We start from the raw sequence: 16,759 nt of genomic DNA, 5'->3' as shown, positions 1-16,759 counted from the left end.
GGGGCGCCCCCCCCCCCCCCCCCCCCCCGGGCCCCCCCCCCCCCCCCCCCCCCCCCCGCGGGGGGGCGGCCCCCCGGTCGGGCTCGGGACTACAGGTTGATCATGTGACCGGCGAGGCCGTGGATCGACTCCTGCAGCGCCTCCGACAGCGTGGGGTGCGTGTGCACGTTGCGCGCGACCTCGTTCACCGTGAGATCCCACTTCTGCGCCAGCGTGAGCTCGGGCAGCAACTCCGAGACGTCGGGGCCGATGAGGTGGCCGCCGAGCAGCTCGCCGTACTTCGCATCCGAGACCAGCTTGACGAAACCGACGGCGTCGCCGAGGCCCTGCGCCTTGCCGTTCGCCGAGTAGGGGAACGAGGCGACCTGCACGTCGTAGCCCTCGTCGCGCGCCTGCTGCTCGGTCAAACCGAACGACGCGACCTGCGGCTGGCAGAAGGTGGCGCGCGGCATCATGCGGTAGTCGCCGAGCGTCTGGGTCTCGGCGCCGGCGATCGTCTCGGCGGCGACGACACCCTGCGCCTCTGCGACATGCGCGAGTTGCAGCTTCGCCGTCACGTCGCCGATGGCGTAGACGCCGGGCACGTTGGTGCGCATGTAGTCGTCGATCGCGATGGCGCCGCGCTCGGTGAGCTCGACGCCCGTCTTCTCCAGGCCGAAACCGTCGACGCGCGGTGCGAAGCCGACGGACATCAGGACCTTGTCCGCGACCAGCTCGCCAGCGCCCTTGGGGCCGGTGTACTTCACGACGACCCGCGAGCCCTGGTCGTCGACGCTCTCGACCTTGGTGGACGTGAGGATGTCGACGCCGAGCTTCTTGTAGTGCTTGGTGATCTCCTTCGACACGTCGGCGTCCTCATTGGGTAGGGCCCGGTCGAGGAACTCGACGATGGTGACCTTCACTCCGTAGTTGGCGAGAACGTAGCCGAACTCCATACCGATGGCGCCGGCTCCGATGATCGCGATCGACTCGGGCAGGTCGCGCGTGAGAATCTGCTGCTCGTACGTGACAACGTTGTCCGACAGCTGCACCCCCGGCAGTAGCTTGACCGTCGACCCCGTGTCGATGATGACGTTGTCGAAGGTGACGGTCCGGTCCCCGACCGTGATGGTCTTGGCGTCGGTGAAGACGCCGTAGCCGTCGATCTCGGTGATCTTGTTCTTCTTCATGAGGAAGTGGACACCCTTGACGATGCCCTCACTCACCTTGCGGCTGCGGTCGAACGCCGCCCCGAAGTCGAACGAGACGTCGCCGCTGATGCCGAACAGCTTCGCCTTGTGGTTGAAGGTGTGGGCCAGCTCGGCGTTCTTGAGGAGGGCCTTGGACGGGATGCATCCGACATTGAGGCACACGCCGCCCCAGTACTTCTCCTCGATGACCGCGACCTTCTGCCCGAGTTGCGAGGCACGAATAGCGGCGACGTAGCCTCCTGGGCCCGCGCCGAGAACAACGGTGTCAAAGTGATCAGCCACGGCGACCAGCCTAGACCTATCGTTGTCGGCATGGACCCGTACCTCTGGCTCGAAGAAGTCGACTCCACCCGCGCGCTGGACCACGTCCGTGGGCTGAACGAAAGCACGACCGCGGCGCTGGCAGGAGACCGTTTCGATCGCACGCGAGACGAGATCCTCCAGATCCTCGACAGCGACGAACGGATCCCCACGGTGTCGCGACGCGGCGAGTGGCTCTGGAACTACTGGCGCGACGCTGCGCACCCCTACGGGATGTGGCGACGCACGACCCTCGAGTCCTACCGCACCGCCGCGCCGGATTGGGACGTCGTCATCGACCTCGACGCACTCCGCGCCGAGGAGGGCGAGAACTGGGTCTGGCACGGACCGGGCGTGCTCCGCGGGAAGTCGCCCGACGGCGTCCCGTGGGACCGCGTGCTGGTCTCGCTGTCGCGTGGCGGTTCGGATGCGACGGTGATCCGTGAGTTCTCCGTCTCCCGACGCGAGTTCATCGGTCCTGAGGACGGCGGCTTCTACCTGCCCGAGGCCAAGAGCAGGATCAGCTGGATCGACGCGGACACCGTCTACGTCGGAACGGACTTCGGCCCGGGGTCGCTCACCGCGTCGGGCTATCCGCGGATCGCCAAGCGCTGGAGTCGGGGCACACCGCTCGCCGACGCCCAGACGGTGTTCGAAGGCGAGCCGACGGACATCGCCGTGGGCGCCGGATACGACGACACCCCCGGCTACGAGCGTCATTTCGTGTCGCGCTCCACCGACTTCTACAACAGCGACGACTATCTCTTCGACCCCGGCACAGGGAGACTAGAGCCCCTCGACGTCCCCACCGACGCCGATTGGGACGTCCACCACGACCGACTGTTGGTGTCGCCCAAGACCCCATGGGAGTTCGAGACGTCGGGCGGCGGTGTCACCGTCCCGCCCGGAGCTCTCGTCGCCTTCGACTTCGATGAGTTCCGCACGGGGTCCCGCGAGCACACCGTCGTCTTCACTCCGGACGAGCACACATCGCTGGTCGGCACCGTCTGGACCAAGTCGTACCTACTGGTCCAGACGCTGGAGGACGTTCGATCCGTGGTTCGGACACTGGACCCAGCCGACTGGTCCGCCGCCTGGACCGCCGGTCTCCCGGAGCTCGCGGAGATCGGCGTGGCGGGCGTCGATCCGCTCGTATCCGACGAGGTCTTCCTCATGGCCTCGTCGTTCACCCTGCCGCCGACGCTGCTACACGGCGAGGCGGGCGGGTCCGTCGAGCCGATAAAAGCGGCGCCCGCGCTGTTCGACGCCGACGGCGTCGTCGCCGAGCAGTTCTTCGCGACGAGCGCGGACGGCACCAGGGTGCCGTACTTCGTGGTCCGCAGGCAGGGGCTCGCGCCGCAACCGACACTGCTCTACGGATACGGGGGTTTCGAACACTCGCTGTCACCCGGGTACATGGGCATCGCGGGTAAGACGTGGATCGAACGCGGAGGCGCATACGTCCTGGCCAACATCCGGGGCGGCGGCGAGTACGGCCCCACGTGGCACACCACGGCCGTCAAGGAGAACCGAATGCGCTGCTACGAGGACTTCGCGGCGGTCGCCGAGGACCTCGTGCGGCGCGGGGTGTGCACACGAGATCAGCTGGGCTGCAACGGCGGGAGTAACGGTGGCCTGCTCGTCGGCGTGATGTACACGCTGTACCCGCAGCTGTTCGGCGCCGTCGTGTGCCAGGTGCCGCTGCTGGACATGAGGCGGTACCACCGGCTGCTCGCCGGCGCATCGTGGGTGGCCGAGTACGGCGACCCCGACGACCCGGAGCAGTGGCGGTACATCAGCGAGTACTCGCCGTACCAGAACCTGCCCGAAGGACGCGGGGGTCACCTTCCCGCACTCCTCGTGACGACATCGACCAAGGACGACCGCGTACACCCCGGGCACGCCCGGAAGTTCGTCACTGCGCTTCGCGACCGCGGCATCGACGTCGACTACTACGAGAACATCGAAGGCGGCCACGGCGGCGCGGCCGACAACAAGCAGGCGGCGTTCATGTCCGCCCTCGCCTACGAATTCCTGTGGCGCGAGCTGGGTGGCGGCGATTGCGCCTCGCACCGTGCCGGGGCCGGGGAGGCGGGCCGATGATCGTCGCGTTCTCGATCAGCCCGATGGGCGGCGCGCCGTCCGGCGATGGTGGCGTGAGCGAGGCCGTCGCCGAGGCGGTGCGGATCGTCAGGGCGTCAGGCCTCCCGTGCGAGACCAATGCCATGTTCACCAACATCGAGGGCGAGTGGGACGAGGTGATGGCGGTGGTGAAGGCCTGCGTCGACCGTCTCGCCGAATCAGCTCCCCGCGTGTCTCTGGTGCTCAAAGCCGATATCCGTCCCGGATACACCGGCCAGTTGACAGCGAAGGTGCAGCGCGTGGAGGGGCATCTGGGGTAACAGGCCGACAATCCCACCCGCCACACGCGATTGCAGCCGTCACACCTCTCCGGGCATACTGGGCCGCATGACGGCGACCTCTGCGAAACTCTCGGCGCGCGCGTGGGCCCTGGCGACCGCACTGCTCCTGCTCGTCGGTCTCGCATCGGTCGCGGCACCGTCCGCGCGGGCGGACGAGAACTCCCTGCTGCGCTCCGCCACGTCGGCGGCCCCGCAGGCCCAGCAGATCATCACCGTCACGGCGGCGTCGGCCTCATCGACGACGGCGCAGCTGTCCGCATGGATCCCGAAGGACGGACAGTGGTCCCGGGTCTTCGGCCCGATCACCGCGCACCTGGGTTCGCAGGGTATCGGCGCCGCGCAGGACGAGGTGCCCCGGACTCCGCAGGGCGTGTGGTCGCTGGACCAGGCGTTCGGCCGACAGGCGAACCCCGGCAGCGCGATGCCGTACTTCCAGGCGACACGAAGCGACTGGTGGGACGGCAGCGCCTCGTCGCCGACCTACGACCGGCAGGTCAACGCTCCGTCGAGCCCGGGCAACGGCAGCGAGAACCTCTACGACGCCGGCCCCGTATACGACTACGCGGTGCACTTCGACAACAACCCGTCGCACACGCCGGGCAAGGGCTCAGCGTTCTTTCTGCACGTCACCGACGGCAACCCGACCGCAGGCTGCGTCGCTGTGGACCGGCAGTCGATGATCTCGATCCTGAAGTGGCTCTCGCCCGCCTACAAGCCGGTCATCGCGATCGGGACGTAGCCCGTCAGACCTGTCCGGCCCCGACGTCCGCGCGGAGCGCCTGCAGCACGTCCAGCTCGCGGTCGATATCGCGGCGCTTGGCCTCCAATCGCTGGACCTGCTCTGCGAGAAGCACTTCCATCGCACCCGTACGCTCCTCGAGGGGTGCGTCCAGGCACGGCAACAGCTCACCGATGGTCACGCTGCACAAACCCGCGGCGAACAGATGCTGGATCGTCACGACGCGTTCGACGGCTGTGTCGTCGAAGTCCCGCCAGCCGCCCGACGTGCGCGCGGAGCGGATCAGCCCCTGCTCCTCGTAATAGCGCAGCGAGCGAGCGCTGACGCCCGCCGCCTCCGCGAGTTCTCCGATCCGCATGGGCTCGACCGTACTCGCGGCTTGCATCTGACACCGGTGTGAAGTCCGATCCTCATCTCCTGTCGCGGCCCACGGAGCTGCGACGGGAAGGAGAAGAAATGCATTGGGTCCATCTCGCCGTCGCCGTCGTCTTCGAGACCGCGGTGGCGATCTGCGCCGGGAAGGCCGACGGCTTCAGGCACCGCGGCTGGACGGTCGCGACGCTCGTGACGGGCGGCCTGGCGACCTACTTCCTCAGCCGCGCACTGCTCACGTTCGACGTCGGCGTCGGGTACGCGCTGTGGACCTCGCTCGCGGGAGTCGTCATCACATTGCTCGGCGCTCCGCTCTTCGGGCACCGACTCACGGTGCGCAAGGTGGTCGGGATCGCCCTCGTCATCGGCGGCGTCGTCGGCCTCCAACTGTCCGGCGCGGCCTGAAGGGACTCGGCATGACGACTACAGCTTCCCGCACCGGCTGGCTCACACTCCTCCTCGCCGGCGCCTTCGAGGTCGGCTACGCCCTGTCCGTGGGCGGGAGCCGCGGTTTCACGCGGCTCCCGTGGTCGCTCGTGGCGATCGCGTTCTTCCTCCTCACCCTGTGGGCGCTCAGCCGTGCGCTGCGCACCATCGAGGTCGGTGTGGGGTATGCGGTCTGGGCCGGAATCGGAACCGTCGGGGCCGCGCTGCTCGGGCCGCCGATCTTCGACGACCGCCTCACAGGCGCCGGCGCCGCGTGGCTCGGGGTGATCGTGGTCGGCGTCGTCTGGCTCAAGCTGGCCGATCGCCCGACCGCGCCCGCCGAGCGAAGCCCCGGCGCCATGCAGCACGGGCGATGAGCACGGCGACGCCGCACCCCGTGATCGCCGCATACGCGATGACTGCCGCCGCCAGCGGGAGCCGGAGAGCGGCGGCCCCCACGGCCACCACCGGCAGCGCGGTCCCGCCGAAGACACTCGCGAAATAGATCGGTAGGAGCCGGCCGCGCCGTGCCGGCGGCACAAGGCGATTCACGACTGCGAGCGTAGTCGTGAAGGTCGCCCCGAGGCCGAAACCGCCGACGACGGCGCTCAGCAGTAGCACCGCCGCCCAGCCCGACGCCGCGGCCGCGAGCAGAGCGCAACAGCCCAGGAACAGCGCCCACAGCCCCACGTCGTCGGGCTGCGGGCCGGCGCGACCGCTCCCCACCGTGTATTGACCGGCCGCGGATGCCAGGAAGAAGATTCCGACCGTACCCGCGGCCACCGCCAGATTCGTAGTCCCGAGCGCCGCGCCCGACAGCGCGGGCGCGACCGCCAGGAACAGACCTCCCAGCGACCATGCCAGAAACGCTGCGGCACAGGATGTTCGAAATCGGGAGCGGTTCCACTCGACGGGGCGCCCAGGTGCCGTATGCGCCGTCGCGCCCCGGCCGAGCCGGCCGATCAGGATCAGCATGACCGCTAGGACCACGGCGTGCCCGACGTAGGGCCACAGCAACGGCTGCGGCCAGTACTGGGCCCACACACCGGCGGACACGCAGCCCACGCCCAGTCCGGCGGCGGTAGCGAGCGCAGTCCCGAGCGCGGCCGCCCGGGTATCCGACCGCGGATGCCGCTCCAGGGCGAGCACCGCGACGGCCGCGTTGACCACACCGATGCCGATCCCCTGCGCGGCGCGCGCCGCGAACAGCACGGGAAGCGAGCGGTCCCATACGAAGGCAGCGTCGGCACCGAGCACCAGGCACACCCCGGAGGCCGTCATCCACCGTCCGTCGACGCGCGCGGTCCACCGCCCGGCCACGATCAACGCAGGTAGTAGCGCCACGGCGTACGTAGCGAACAGGAGCGTCTGCGCGAGGATCCCGAAATGATGCTCGGCCCTGTACAGCCCGTACAGCGGCGAGGGGATTCCCGCGCCCGCAAGGCACGCTGCCACCGTGGCCAAGACCACGGCGAAGTCTCGAATACCGTCGGACATCGGCTTCCTCCCAAGTGTGCGACGCCGGTGGAACGACGTCGGGTAGCGTCGGTGCTCGGCTTCGATCGCGAGGAACCGAGGACGTGTGAGCAGGCAGGTGGCGGGCACCCGAGACCGGATCGTCGACGCGGCGGCGCACGAACTCGCGGCGAGCGGTGTGCCCGAGCGGCTGTCGCTGCGCGGGATCGCGCGCGCCGCCGGCATCTCCGCGATGGCGATCTACCACCACTTCGAGTCGCTCGACGACATCGTTGTCGAGGTGAAGGTCCGGTTCTACGGCGAACTGCACCGCGCGCTGGTCGGTGATCGCGAGGAGTCACGTGTCCCGTTGCGCCGGCTGGGCGTGCGCTACATCGAGTTCGCGCTCGCCAATCCGGGCAAGTACACGGTGCTGTTCTCCACACCCGTTCAGTTCGATCGGCTTCTCGGTCGCGCGTCGCTCGAACTGCTCGAGAAGGAGATGGCCGACGCAGGCAGCGAAGAGCCGCGCCTGGACGCCCTCAACTTCTGGAACGCCCTGCACGGCGCCGCCCACCTGCGGATCATGCAGGCCGTGATCGACTGGCCGGCGATCGACGTTCAGGTCGATCGACTCTGTCGCTCTTACGATGCGCCCGGGCCCTCGTGAGGCCGACTCCAGATATACAGGCGTAAGTTTACAGCTGTCAACCTCTGCTCGTCGGGCCTGGCACGATCGAGCGGATCCACTCGTCGAACACGGGCACCATGACCTCCGGGTGCAGGATCCAGTGGTTGTGCCCGAGGCGGCCGGGCACCGTCTGCACCGTCGTCGACCGGGCGGGGAACTTGGACGCCAACCCGCGCACCTGCGCAGCAGAGACCGCGCGGTCGCCCTCTATCGCTACTGCCAACACCGGCGTGCCCAGCGCGGCGAGCCGCGCGTCGTAATCGATATCGGCGTCCTCGACGTCGAATCGACCGGTCCGGACGAGATGGTCGAAGTCGCGGATCACGCCGCGCGCCTGCGGTCCGAAACCGTCGATCGAGGTGCCGGCCCAATGGCCGCGGGCGGCCGCCGTCCGCGCCGCGACGCCCGTGCCGATCAGACGTGCCGCGCCCGCCAGCGGAGGCTCGAGCCGGTGATAGCCGGTGCCACTCGCGACCAGGACAAGGCCGGCGATGTTGTTCCGCGCCCGTGCGGCATACATGGATCCGATCAGCCCGCCCATGCTGTGCCCCAACACTATCCGCGGGGAATCAGGGAACTTCTGCCGCGCCAGCGCCGCCACCGAGGGGTAGTCCTCGCTTGCCATCTGCTGATACCCGAACCGGCTCGCCGCAGATACCTGCGGGCGCGCGCTGCCCTGCCCCCGCTGCTCCGAGGCGACCGCGTTGTAGCCCGCGTCGACCAGCCCGAACGCGAGCTCGTCGAAGTACGCCGCGGGCACGTTCAGCCCGGGCCAGAGGATCACACACGGGGCACCGGTGGGCGCCCCGCGATAGATCCGGACCGGGTTCGTGCTGCCGTCGCGGTACGTCAGCGTCGCGACCGTCGGCCGCCGCGACGGCACGTCACCAGCCCTCGCGCCGCGACCGCCGCGCGGCCAGGGAGCCGAGGCCACCGAACAACAGCCCGATCAGCGCGACCGCACCGCCGATCACGGCCTCCGTCGTCACCCACGGCGTGATCGACGACGTCACGCGGCCCACGGCCGCGTCGAGCACGGTCGGGCTGAGACTTCCCGCCCGACCGGCGGCCACGTAGGACGGCGCCGCGATGCAGAGGATCCACGTCACGCCCGCCGCGAGGGCCGCCCCGAGTCCGAGGAACATCAGGGTGAAACCGCGCCTGCGCGCGCACACGAGCGCGAGCACCGCCGCCGCTATCCCCACGACGATCGACGCCCAGGATACAAGCCCCACATCCGCCGCGACGGGCGCGAATCGACCGGCACGGAACAGGTTTCGGTTGGCTCCCGTACCGGACAGGTCGACCGTCACCTGCTCGGGGACGCCCACGCGGACGTTGTTCTCGGCCGCGATCTGGCGGATCATCGGCGCCAAGTCGATCTGCGTGGTGGTCGCGCCACCGAGCCGCTGCTGCGCGGTGGGCGTGGTGAACAACCAACGGTGCACCTCGCGTACCGAGTCGGCGAACGCAGGCGGGAACTGCGAGCTGTGCGTGTACGCCGTGACATACGGCGTGATGGTCTGCATCGGTGGGCGGCTGTCGCCCTGCTCGGTAAGGAGACGCTGGATCTGCCCGGAGATCTCGTCGGCCATCGCGTCCTGCACCCCGCGCTCGTCGGCTATGGGCGCCATCAACGAGGTGAACCGGTCGCCGTCCACGACATACCGGTTCGCCCAGTTCGCGGGCACCGCGACGAACGCCGCCAGCATGGCGACTAACACCAGCACGAAGGCGAGGAAGGAGCGCACCCCCGACACGCTACGCGAGCCCGCCGCGCAGGAATCCGTCCGCCGACCGCGGCGCGGGTCAGTCCCCGATCAGGTCCTTGCCACGGCCCACGATAAGCGGATCCGGACCGCCCGCGACGATCTCCTCGTCCTTGTTGTCGTAGTCGAATTCGTTCAGGATGTAGCGCATCGCGTTGACGCGCGCCCGCTTCTTGTCATTGCTCTTGACCACGGTCCACGGCGCGTGATCGGTGTCGGTCCCGGTGAAGACCTCCTCCTTCGCGGCCGTGTACTGGTCCCACTTGTCCAGCGACGCGAGGTCCATGGGCGAGAGCTTCCACTGGCGGACCGGATCGATCTGCCGGATCGCGAAGCGGGTGCGCTGCTCGAGCTGGGTCACCGAGAACCAGAACTTGGTTAGATGGATGCCCTCGTCGACGAGCATCTTCTCGAACAGCGGCACCTGGTGCATCCAGCGCGCGTGCTGCTCGCCGTCGCAGAAGCCCATCACCCGCTCGACACCGCCGCGGTTGTACCAGGAGCGGTCGAACATCACGATCTCGCCCTTGGTCGGGAAGTGGTCGATGTACCGCTGGAAGTACCACTCGCCGGCCTCGCGCTCGGTCGGCTTGAGCAGGGCGACGACGCGGGCGCCCCGCGGGTTCATGTGCTCGGTGAAGCGCTTGATCGTTCCGCCCTTACCGGCGGCATCGCGGCCCTCGAAGACGATGACGATCCGCTGCCCCGTCTCCTTGACCCACTTCTGCAGCTTGAGCAGCTCGATCTGGAGGAGCCGCTTCTCGCGCTCGTAATCGGAACGCCGCATGCGCTCGTCGTACGGGTAGTTCTCGCGCCAGGTGTCGACTACGTGGCGCTCGGGCGTCAGCAGTACGGGGTCGTCGTCGTCATCGTCGTTGACCGAGAAGCCGTCGGTGGCGCGCAGATCGACGATCTGCTGCAGGGCCTCGCGGCCGCTCACCTGACTCAGGTCGATTCCCACGGGCAGATCGAGGTCCATCACGCGCCGGGAGTCTACGGAACAGGCTGGACCGAATGGTGAACACACGGTGAACAGCCCGCGCCAGACACGGCGAAAGCGCTTCTCCCGTCGAGATGGACGGGAGCAACTACTGTGTTCACTGTGACGAACGCTGCCGCGTTACGCGCCGACGACTACGGGTTCTTCGGGCCGGACTCCCCCACCTGGCGGGTCTGGTCCCATCCGTCGGCGCTCCTGGGCCTGCAGCGCAGCGTCGTGCTGGAGCACTTCGTACCGAGCCCCGCGGCCGCGTCGCAGGGCCCCCGCACCGATCCGCGCGAACGCATCGATCGCACCCTCCGCTATTTCCTGACGGTGGCCGTGGGCGACTCCCGGTCCGCCCTCGCCGCGGCCGCCGAGCTCACGCGGGTCCAGTCCGAGACGGCGGCGTACGAGCCGAGCGCCGGCCGCAGGTACGCCGCCGACGATCCCGAGGCCCAGTTGTGGGCGCATGTGACGGGGTGGCATTCCGCACTCAAGTGCTACGAGGTGTTCGGGCCGGGCTCCCTGTCCCACGCTGACGAGGTCCGGTACTGGGCGGACTGCGCCGTCGCAGCGGAGCTACTCGACTGCGATCCCGACGACGTGCCCCGCGGCCGTCCCGAGGTGCGCGCCTATTTCGACCGGATGCGGCCCCGCATGTGCGCGACGGAGCGCTCGCAGAACGCTGTGGACGGGCTGTTACGCGCACCCATCGGCGCGGCCGGACCCGTGTTCTGGGTTGCGACGCGGATCGCCGCACCGGCGACGGTGGCGACGCTGCCGCGGTGGATGCAGCGCCTCGGCGGTTTCGAGCAGGCCGACGCACTCACGGTCGCTATGCGACCTGCCATGCGCGCGGCACTCACCGCGCTCGCGGTGCGTCCGCTCGAGGAGTGGATCCTGGCCGCGCTCGCGCCCGGTACCGCCGAGGTCCTGCGGGAGCATCGCACCTCCGGAGTGCCTGCGCAGCAACGCATCACGCGTCCCGTCGACGCACGTCGCGCGGGCACAGCAGGCTAGCGCTCGGCGGAGTCCGCACCGGGCCGGACAAGACCCGGACACGCGAAGACGCGGGACGCTACAGCGTCCCGCCTCTTCTATGGTGATGCAGCCCGGGTGAGCGGACCGCACCCCACTTCTCTCTCTCCCGAGATCAGCCCAGAGTGAAGGGCTTGCCCCACAGGAGCGTCTTGGTCTCGTGGTCGCCGAACAGGGAACCGACGCTCGCGTAGAACCTGGCCTGCGCATAGCCGGCGCAGCCGTCGACGCCGATCGTCTCGTCGGAGTAGCTGAGGGTTCCGGTCTTACCTGTGAACTTGAATCCGGTCGAAGGCGACTGCCAGCCACCGCCGCCGGTCAAGTCGGGCGAGAACTCGGCACCCGCCTCGGGCCACTTCGGCTTGTCTCTGATGAGCGGCTGCTTCGCGATCGAGCCGGCGCTGAGCGTCACCGTCGCCCCGCTGGTGACGGTTGCCTTCGGCGCGATCGCGGGGGTGAGCCCGTCGGCGCCTGCATCGACGCTGGCACCCGAGGCGCCGTCGACACCGGCCTTGACACCGGCGCTGTCCAGGTTGATCTGGCAGCCGACGACGTAGCCGGCCCCGATGTTGCCACCCTTGGCCGCGGCCCCGTTCAGAGTGACGGTGACGGTTCCGGACACCCACGCGTTGCGCGTGGTCGGCAGGGCGACCATGCCGGGCGAGAGCCTGGCGTGCTCGCCCGTGAGGCGGACGGTGACGGAGCCGCCCGGGACCTTCTGCGAGACGGTGCCGCCGGGGAGCGGAATATAGGTATCGGCGTTGGCGGCGCCTCCAGCCATAGCCGCGAGCGCGGTTCCGGCCACGGCGGCCACAGCCGCGCCGCGGGTCAGTGCCTTCTTCATGTCAGCCTTTCAAGAAAGTGGTCGCCCGGGGCCCGGGCGGGATCGGGAAGGGTCAGCCGAGGCTGAAGGGCTTGCCGTACAGGTAGCCCTGCACTCGATTGCTGCCCTTGAGCTCGACCCAGGTCACGACGCGGGCCTGCGCGTACCCGCTGCAGTTGCCGAAGTTCACGTCGTAGTCCTTGACCGACACCGAATACGTGCCGTCCTTCTTGATCGAGACGTTGTCCAACACCGAGGCCCACGGGAACTGCCCCGCGTTACCGGTCACTCCGGAAGTGGTGCCGGGAGTGAGCGGGATGTTGAGGCCGCCGCCTACTCCGCCGAGCGTCGCACCGGCCGACGGGGTCCCGCCGCCGAGGAGGTTGCCGGTCCCTGCGGTGGCGCCCGGTCCGGTGAGCGTGCCGGTGACGCCGATCGCGCCGGGGAACTGACACCCGGACATGAGCGACACGTTGAGCGTGCCGTTCACGTCCTTGCCGGCGCCCTTGACCACCGCGGAGCCGGTCGTGGTGACCCACGTCGTCCGCGTCTGCGCCGTCGCCAGCGAAGGCAGGATCTTCGCGTGATTATTCGTCGAACGCAACGTCACACTGAACTTGCCCGCCGTCGCGACATTCTTCGTGCCGTCCGGCAATGGAACATACGTGTCCGCGTTCGCCGGTGCAGCCGCTAGCGTGCCAGCGACCGCGGTGGTCAGCACGGCAGCGCCGATGCGTCCCCATCGCGCCATTCGTCTATCTCCCTCACCACATGAAGCACTCATGCTTCCTTGAAAAAAATACGGACTAATCGCCGATAGTGCCGCAACCAGCCGTCGATTACCCTACGAAGGCTTACCTAATGTTGTCAACTACCTTGGGCTCGCCTTTGAGCAGACTGAGCGAGAGATAGGACACAGTCGGCCCCGCCCGACGGCTTCGCGGCGTGCGGGCTCCTCGCCGGGGCCTGGCCGATGTCATCGGAATCGTCTGGTAGACAGTCGAATCCAGCGCGACACGGCCACCCCGGCGAGACCGGGTGGAGTCGGTGCGGGCCCCACACGTGCGGGTCACCGGTGGGGCTCCGCGACGAGTCGACGGCTATCGGTCCCGAGCCCATGCGGTCCAGAGCCGTGCGTACATGCCGCCTGCGGCCAGGAGCGTCTCGTGGTCGCCGTCTTCGATGATGCGCCCGTCGTCCATCACAAGGATGCGATCGCATTCGGCGGCCTGTGACAGCCGATGCGCGATCACGATGCCGGTTCGCCCGCTCAGCACGGTGTCGGCAGCGGCGTCCAGCTGACCGGCCTGCGTCGACCCCGCCTCCGCTGTCGCTTCATCGAGGATTGCGACGTCCGGGTCGGCGAGCATCAGCCGGGCCAGCGCGAGGTGTTGGGTCTGCGCCGGCGTGAGTTCATGAGCCCTGCCGCCGACTCTGGTGTCGAGTCCGTCCGGAAGCGTGGATACGAGCGAATCCGCACCGATCGCCGCGAGCGCGGCATGTAGCTCGTCGTCGGTCGCGGTCTCGTCGACCAGGGTCAGGTTGTCGCGAACGGTGCCCGCGAACACGTGCGTCTCCTGGGTGATCAGCGCGGTGCGCGTGGGTCTGCGCACCGTCCCGGACCGCGGCGGGTGGATGCCGGCTATCACCGACGTCAGGCTGGTCTTTCCCGCACCTGAAGCGCCGACGACAGCGACACGCTGCCCCTCCGGGATGCTCAGCGTGACACCGTCGAGCACCGTCGGGCCATCGCCGTAACCGAACTCCAGATCGTCGACCCGGATCGCGCCGCCGCCGTCACCGTCGCCCGCGCTGTCGACCGGCTGGCGCATGGTGATCACGCCGACTATCCGCGACAGCGAAGCGAGCACGGACTGCATCGTGTCGAACGCCATGAGCAGCTGGTTGATGGGAGTGAACAGTCGCATCAGGATGAGCGTGGCGGCGGTTGCGGCGCCCACGGTCGAACGTCCCGTCCCCACCATGAAGTACGCCACCACCAGTACCACCCCGAGGCCCAGGTATTCGATCCCGAACAGGCGCCCCAGGAACATGTTCTGCACAGTTCGCGCGCGCAGACTGTGACCGACTACGCCCCAGGACGCTTCCAGTACCCGATGGTGCCGCGGAAGACCCGCGCCGAACCCCGCCACCGTCGAATAGCCACGCTGCGATTCGAGGATCTGCTGGGCGCGTGTACTCATCGCGGCGCGCTCGGCGCCGTACACCTTCGGGGCGGTGCGCAGGTACCACCGGACCGCGATAGCGTGGATCGGCAGCATGGCCAGCACGACCACCAGGTAGGGCCAGTCGAGGGCCGCGAGTCCGACCAGCGTGACGATCACCGCGAACACCGACGAGGTGAGAGCCGGGACCAGCTCCGTCGCGGCATTACCGATCTCGGACACGTCGTCGCTGGACCGGGAGATGAGGTCGCCCGTGCCTGCACGTTCCACGGTGTGCTGGCGCAGCCCGAGCGCACGAGTGAACAACGTCTCCCGGAGCTTAGCGAGCAGGGTGTGGTATGTGCGGGCGGCGAGCCTGACGCTGATCGCCGCGAGCACGGCGTTCAGCACCGTGGCACCCACCATGAGCGCAGCGGCTATGCCGAGTGTGCCGACCGTCGCGTCGCCGCTGGACAGGCCGTCCACCAGGTAGCCGATGGCGATCGGGATCAAGAGTCCTGAGGCGGCACCGAGGATACCGACGACGAAGACCACCGCGATGGCGAGACGATGACCTCGGGCCAGTACACGCATCCCCCGAGCCGTCTCGCCACCGCTGGCCACGGGAAGCCGGACAGGTGCGACGCCGCTCATACGCTCAGCTCCGAGTCCGTGAAGTCGACGACCCTGTCGCACACCGCAAGCAGACCGGGCGATGCGGTGATCAGCAGCGTGGCCCGATCCGCGCGCAACTCGCGCAATCGTTCGGCGATGACGAATTCGGTGACGGAGTCGACCGCCGTAGTGGGGTCGTGCAGGACGAGCACGGGTGCCTCACTGGCGAGGGCGCGGGCGAGCGCGACTCTCTGCCGCTGACCGCCCGACAGCCGGTTACCCATCTCGCCCACCTCATCGTCGGCGTTCTCGATGTCGATGAAGTCATCGCATGCGGCAGCATGCAGCGCCGCGGAGTGACGTTCCGCCGGGCCGCCGGACAGCGCGAGGCCCTCGGCGACGGTGCCGCTGAAGATCATCGCGTGATGGGGAGATACGACTACTCGGGACCGGAGGTGCGCGAGGTCGAGGTCCTCGGCGGGCGTGCCGTCGACTGTCACCTGGACCGAACCGTCGACTCCGGGAGCCACGAGGGCGGCAACGATCCGCCCGGCGGTCCGATCGTCGGACTCGACACCCACGATCTCCCCGGAAGTCACGAGCACGGACTGCTCGCCGATCACGATGCCGACCTCGGGGAGCGACTGCGCGCCGACGCCCGTGGTCGATGCCATGCGCCCGACTCGGGATTCCTCGAGTACGGCCAGCACCCGCTGTGCAGACGAGTAGGCGCCGGCGAGGGCCGGAACAGCGTTGAACGTGATGAAATTCATCTGCGGCAGTAGCGCTTGTGCGAGCCCGACGGCCGCGATCAACTCGCCTACGGTGATATCACCGTGCAATGCCATCCAACCGGCGAATACGGCGACGGCGACGACGAACAGGCCACTGATCGAGCCACTTCCGGCAAGGAACCGGCCGAGGACATTCGTGGTCTTGATCGCCCCGTCGAGAGTCTCACGGCTCGCCGAGGTGTACCGATCGATCGCGGCGGGTTCGGCTCGCACACCCTTGATCACGCGATAGCCGGTCACGAGATCGGCCGCGCGGGCCACCGTCGTCGCCAACTGCCCCTGATACTCCCGATTCGTGTTCGCGAAACGCCCGCTGAGTCGTCCCATTATCCACACCACGACCGGTGCCCCGATGAGCGTCGCCAGGCCCAGTGGCCAACTCACCACGAAGAGGGCTACAGCGATATACAGGATCGCAATCACCTCCGCCACGGGAAAGACGACGAGGCCGTTCTTGGCCAATCCCGTGACGTCATTGGTCATCACCGATACGAGAACGCCCTCGGGTTGCTTGGCACTCCGGTTGATCGGATGCAGGGAAGCCGACGACAGGGTCGCCCGAAGCCGGTGTTGAACGCGTTGGATGGCATTCGCCATCAACTGCCACGCGATGCGGGCTCCATAGACGCGGCCGATGCCGACGAGCGCCAGTACTCCCAACCACAGCAGCAGTTGGTTCCGGTTGCTCGTGGTGATCGCCCGGTCGATCGTCACCCCCACCACCACCGGCATCGTCGCCATCGAGACCTGCGCCACGGTCGCGAATACGGCTCCGGGGAGCGTGTACCGCTGCGCCGCGAACAAGACCTTCACGAGAAACCGCCGCGGAGTCATCGACTCCGTGATCTCGAACGGTTCCACCTCGGGCGGGGACTCCGGCGCCTGCCACAGCACAGGCATCCAACGATTCAGCCGCCCTCGCCCCAAACCCGCGGGGTCCGTCACCAGACACTCTCCAGTTCGCTCGGCGCAGCGCT

At 68.5% G+C, this 16,759-nt stretch carries 17 protein-coding genes; 7 read left to right on the top strand and 10 right to left on the bottom strand.

All coding sequences use genetic code 11. The annotated features are described in order from the left end of the window. Positions 1–89: 89 nt before the first annotated feature. On the bottom strand, positions 90–1,472 hold the full coding sequence (gene lpdA / locus P0W64_RS03850) for a dihydrolipoyl dehydrogenase (RefSeq protein ID WP_275478740.1): 1,383 nt from the start codon (positions 1,470–1,472) through the stop codon (positions 90–92). 30 nt (positions 1,473–1,502) lie between these two features. Here lpdA and P0W64_RS03845 point away from each other — a divergent pair, with 30 nt between their 5' ends. The 3 genes from P0W64_RS03845 to P0W64_RS03835 all read left to right on the top strand — a co-directional run bounded on the left by P0W64_RS03845 (position 1,503) and on the right by P0W64_RS03835 (position 4,652). Then, a complete protein-coding gene (locus P0W64_RS03845) occupies positions 1,503–3,593 on the top strand; it encodes a prolyl oligopeptidase family serine peptidase (protein ID WP_343232835.1) in 2,091 nt (696 codons plus the stop codon). Continuing rightward, positions 3,590–3,892, top strand: a complete 303-nt coding sequence (locus P0W64_RS03840; protein ID WP_275478738.1) for a thiamine-binding protein — start codon at positions 3,590–3,592, stop codon at positions 3,890–3,892. Before P0W64_RS03845 ends, P0W64_RS03840 begins: the two co-directional genes overlap by 4 nt. Before the next feature lie 67 nt (positions 3,893–3,959). Beyond that, entirely contained in the window at positions 3,960–4,652 is a 693-nt protein-coding gene (locus P0W64_RS03835) for a L,D-transpeptidase family protein (RefSeq protein WP_275478737.1), read from the top strand. A gap of 4 nt (positions 4,653–4,656) precedes the next feature. Here the strand turns inward: P0W64_RS03835 and P0W64_RS03830 are convergent, their stop codons facing one another. Next, entirely contained in the window at positions 4,657–5,010 is a 354-nt protein-coding gene (locus P0W64_RS03830) for a MerR family transcriptional regulator (RefSeq protein ID WP_275478736.1), read from the bottom strand. Positions 5,011–5,108: 98 nt separating this feature from the next. Between P0W64_RS03830 and P0W64_RS03825 the strand changes: the two genes are divergently transcribed. Both P0W64_RS03825 and P0W64_RS03820 read left to right on the top strand, forming a co-directional pair. Beyond that, complete coding sequence (locus P0W64_RS03825) at positions 5,109–5,429, top strand: multidrug efflux SMR transporter (RefSeq protein ID WP_275478735.1); 321 nt, start codon at positions 5,109–5,111, stop codon at positions 5,427–5,429. 11 nt (positions 5,430–5,440) lie between these two features. Further along, complete coding sequence (locus tag P0W64_RS03820) at positions 5,441–5,827, top strand: multidrug efflux SMR transporter (RefSeq protein WP_275478734.1); 387 nt, start codon at positions 5,441–5,443, stop codon at positions 5,825–5,827. Here the strand turns inward: P0W64_RS03820 and P0W64_RS03815 are convergent. Then, entirely contained in the window at positions 5,760–6,947 is a 1,188-nt protein-coding gene (locus tag P0W64_RS03815; RefSeq protein WP_275478733.1) for an MFS transporter, read from the bottom strand. The two genes, P0W64_RS03820 and P0W64_RS03815, sit on opposite strands and share 68 nt — an antisense overlap. 85 nt (positions 6,948–7,032) lie before the next feature. On the opposite strand from P0W64_RS03815, the gene P0W64_RS03810 reads away from it, so the two are divergent. Next, complete coding sequence (locus P0W64_RS03810) at positions 7,033–7,575, top strand: TetR/AcrR family transcriptional regulator (protein WP_275478732.1); 543 nt, start codon at positions 7,033–7,035, stop codon at positions 7,573–7,575. Between the two features lie 37 nt (positions 7,576–7,612). Here the strand turns inward: P0W64_RS03810 and P0W64_RS03805 are convergent, their stop codons facing one another. The 3 genes from P0W64_RS03805 to ppk2 are packed head-to-tail and all read right to left on the bottom strand — an operon-like array spanning position 7,613 to position 10,344. Next, positions 7,613–8,479, bottom strand: coding sequence for an alpha/beta fold hydrolase (locus P0W64_RS03805; RefSeq protein ID WP_275478731.1), 867 nt, complete (start codon positions 8,477–8,479; stop codon positions 7,613–7,615). A gap of 1 nt (position 8,480) precedes the next feature. Further along, positions 8,481–9,347: a hypothetical protein gene (locus tag P0W64_RS03800; RefSeq protein WP_275478730.1), complete on the bottom strand. Its 867-nt coding sequence runs from the start codon at positions 9,345–9,347 to the stop codon at positions 8,481–8,483. A gap of 58 nt (positions 9,348–9,405) precedes the next feature. Then, on the bottom strand, positions 9,406–10,344 hold the full coding sequence (gene ppk2, locus P0W64_RS03795) for a polyphosphate kinase 2 (RefSeq protein WP_275478750.1): 939 nt from the start codon (positions 10,342–10,344) through the stop codon (positions 9,406–9,408). 123 nt (positions 10,345–10,467) lie between these two features. Here ppk2 and P0W64_RS03790 point away from each other — a divergent pair, with 123 nt between their 5' ends. Continuing rightward, positions 10,468–11,367, top strand: coding sequence for an oxygenase MpaB family protein (locus tag P0W64_RS03790; protein WP_275478729.1), 900 nt, complete (start codon positions 10,468–10,470; stop codon positions 11,365–11,367). Between the two features lie 133 nt (positions 11,368–11,500). On the opposite strand, the gene P0W64_RS03785 is transcribed toward P0W64_RS03790, so the two are convergent. The 4 genes from P0W64_RS03785 to P0W64_RS03770 form a co-directional block, all read right to left on the bottom strand. Then, a complete protein-coding gene (locus P0W64_RS03785) occupies positions 11,501–12,229 on the bottom strand; it encodes an MspA family porin (RefSeq protein WP_275478728.1) in 729 nt (242 codons plus the stop codon). Between the two features lie 52 nt (positions 12,230–12,281). Then, entirely contained in the window at positions 12,282–12,959 is a 678-nt protein-coding gene (locus P0W64_RS03780) for an MspA family porin (RefSeq protein ID WP_275478727.1), read from the bottom strand. A gap of 349 nt (positions 12,960–13,308) precedes the next feature. Further along, positions 13,309–15,027 (bottom strand): ABC transporter ATP-binding protein, encoded by a 1,719-nt coding sequence (locus P0W64_RS03775; RefSeq protein WP_275478726.1) that lies wholly within the window; start codon positions 15,025–15,027, stop codon positions 13,309–13,311. Beyond that, a complete protein-coding gene (locus tag P0W64_RS03770; RefSeq protein WP_275478725.1) occupies positions 15,024–16,727 on the bottom strand; it encodes an ABC transporter ATP-binding protein in 1,704 nt (567 codons plus the stop codon). The genes P0W64_RS03775 and P0W64_RS03770 overlap by 4 nt, the downstream gene beginning before the upstream one ends. Between the last annotated feature and the right edge of the window lie 32 nt (positions 16,728–16,759).

This window comes from Tsukamurella sp. 8F (assembly GCF_029167375.1).
Taxonomy (GTDB): domain Bacteria; phylum Actinomycetota; class Actinomycetes; order Mycobacteriales; family Mycobacteriaceae; genus Tsukamurella.
This window is presented reverse-complemented; position numbering and strand designations above follow the sequence as displayed.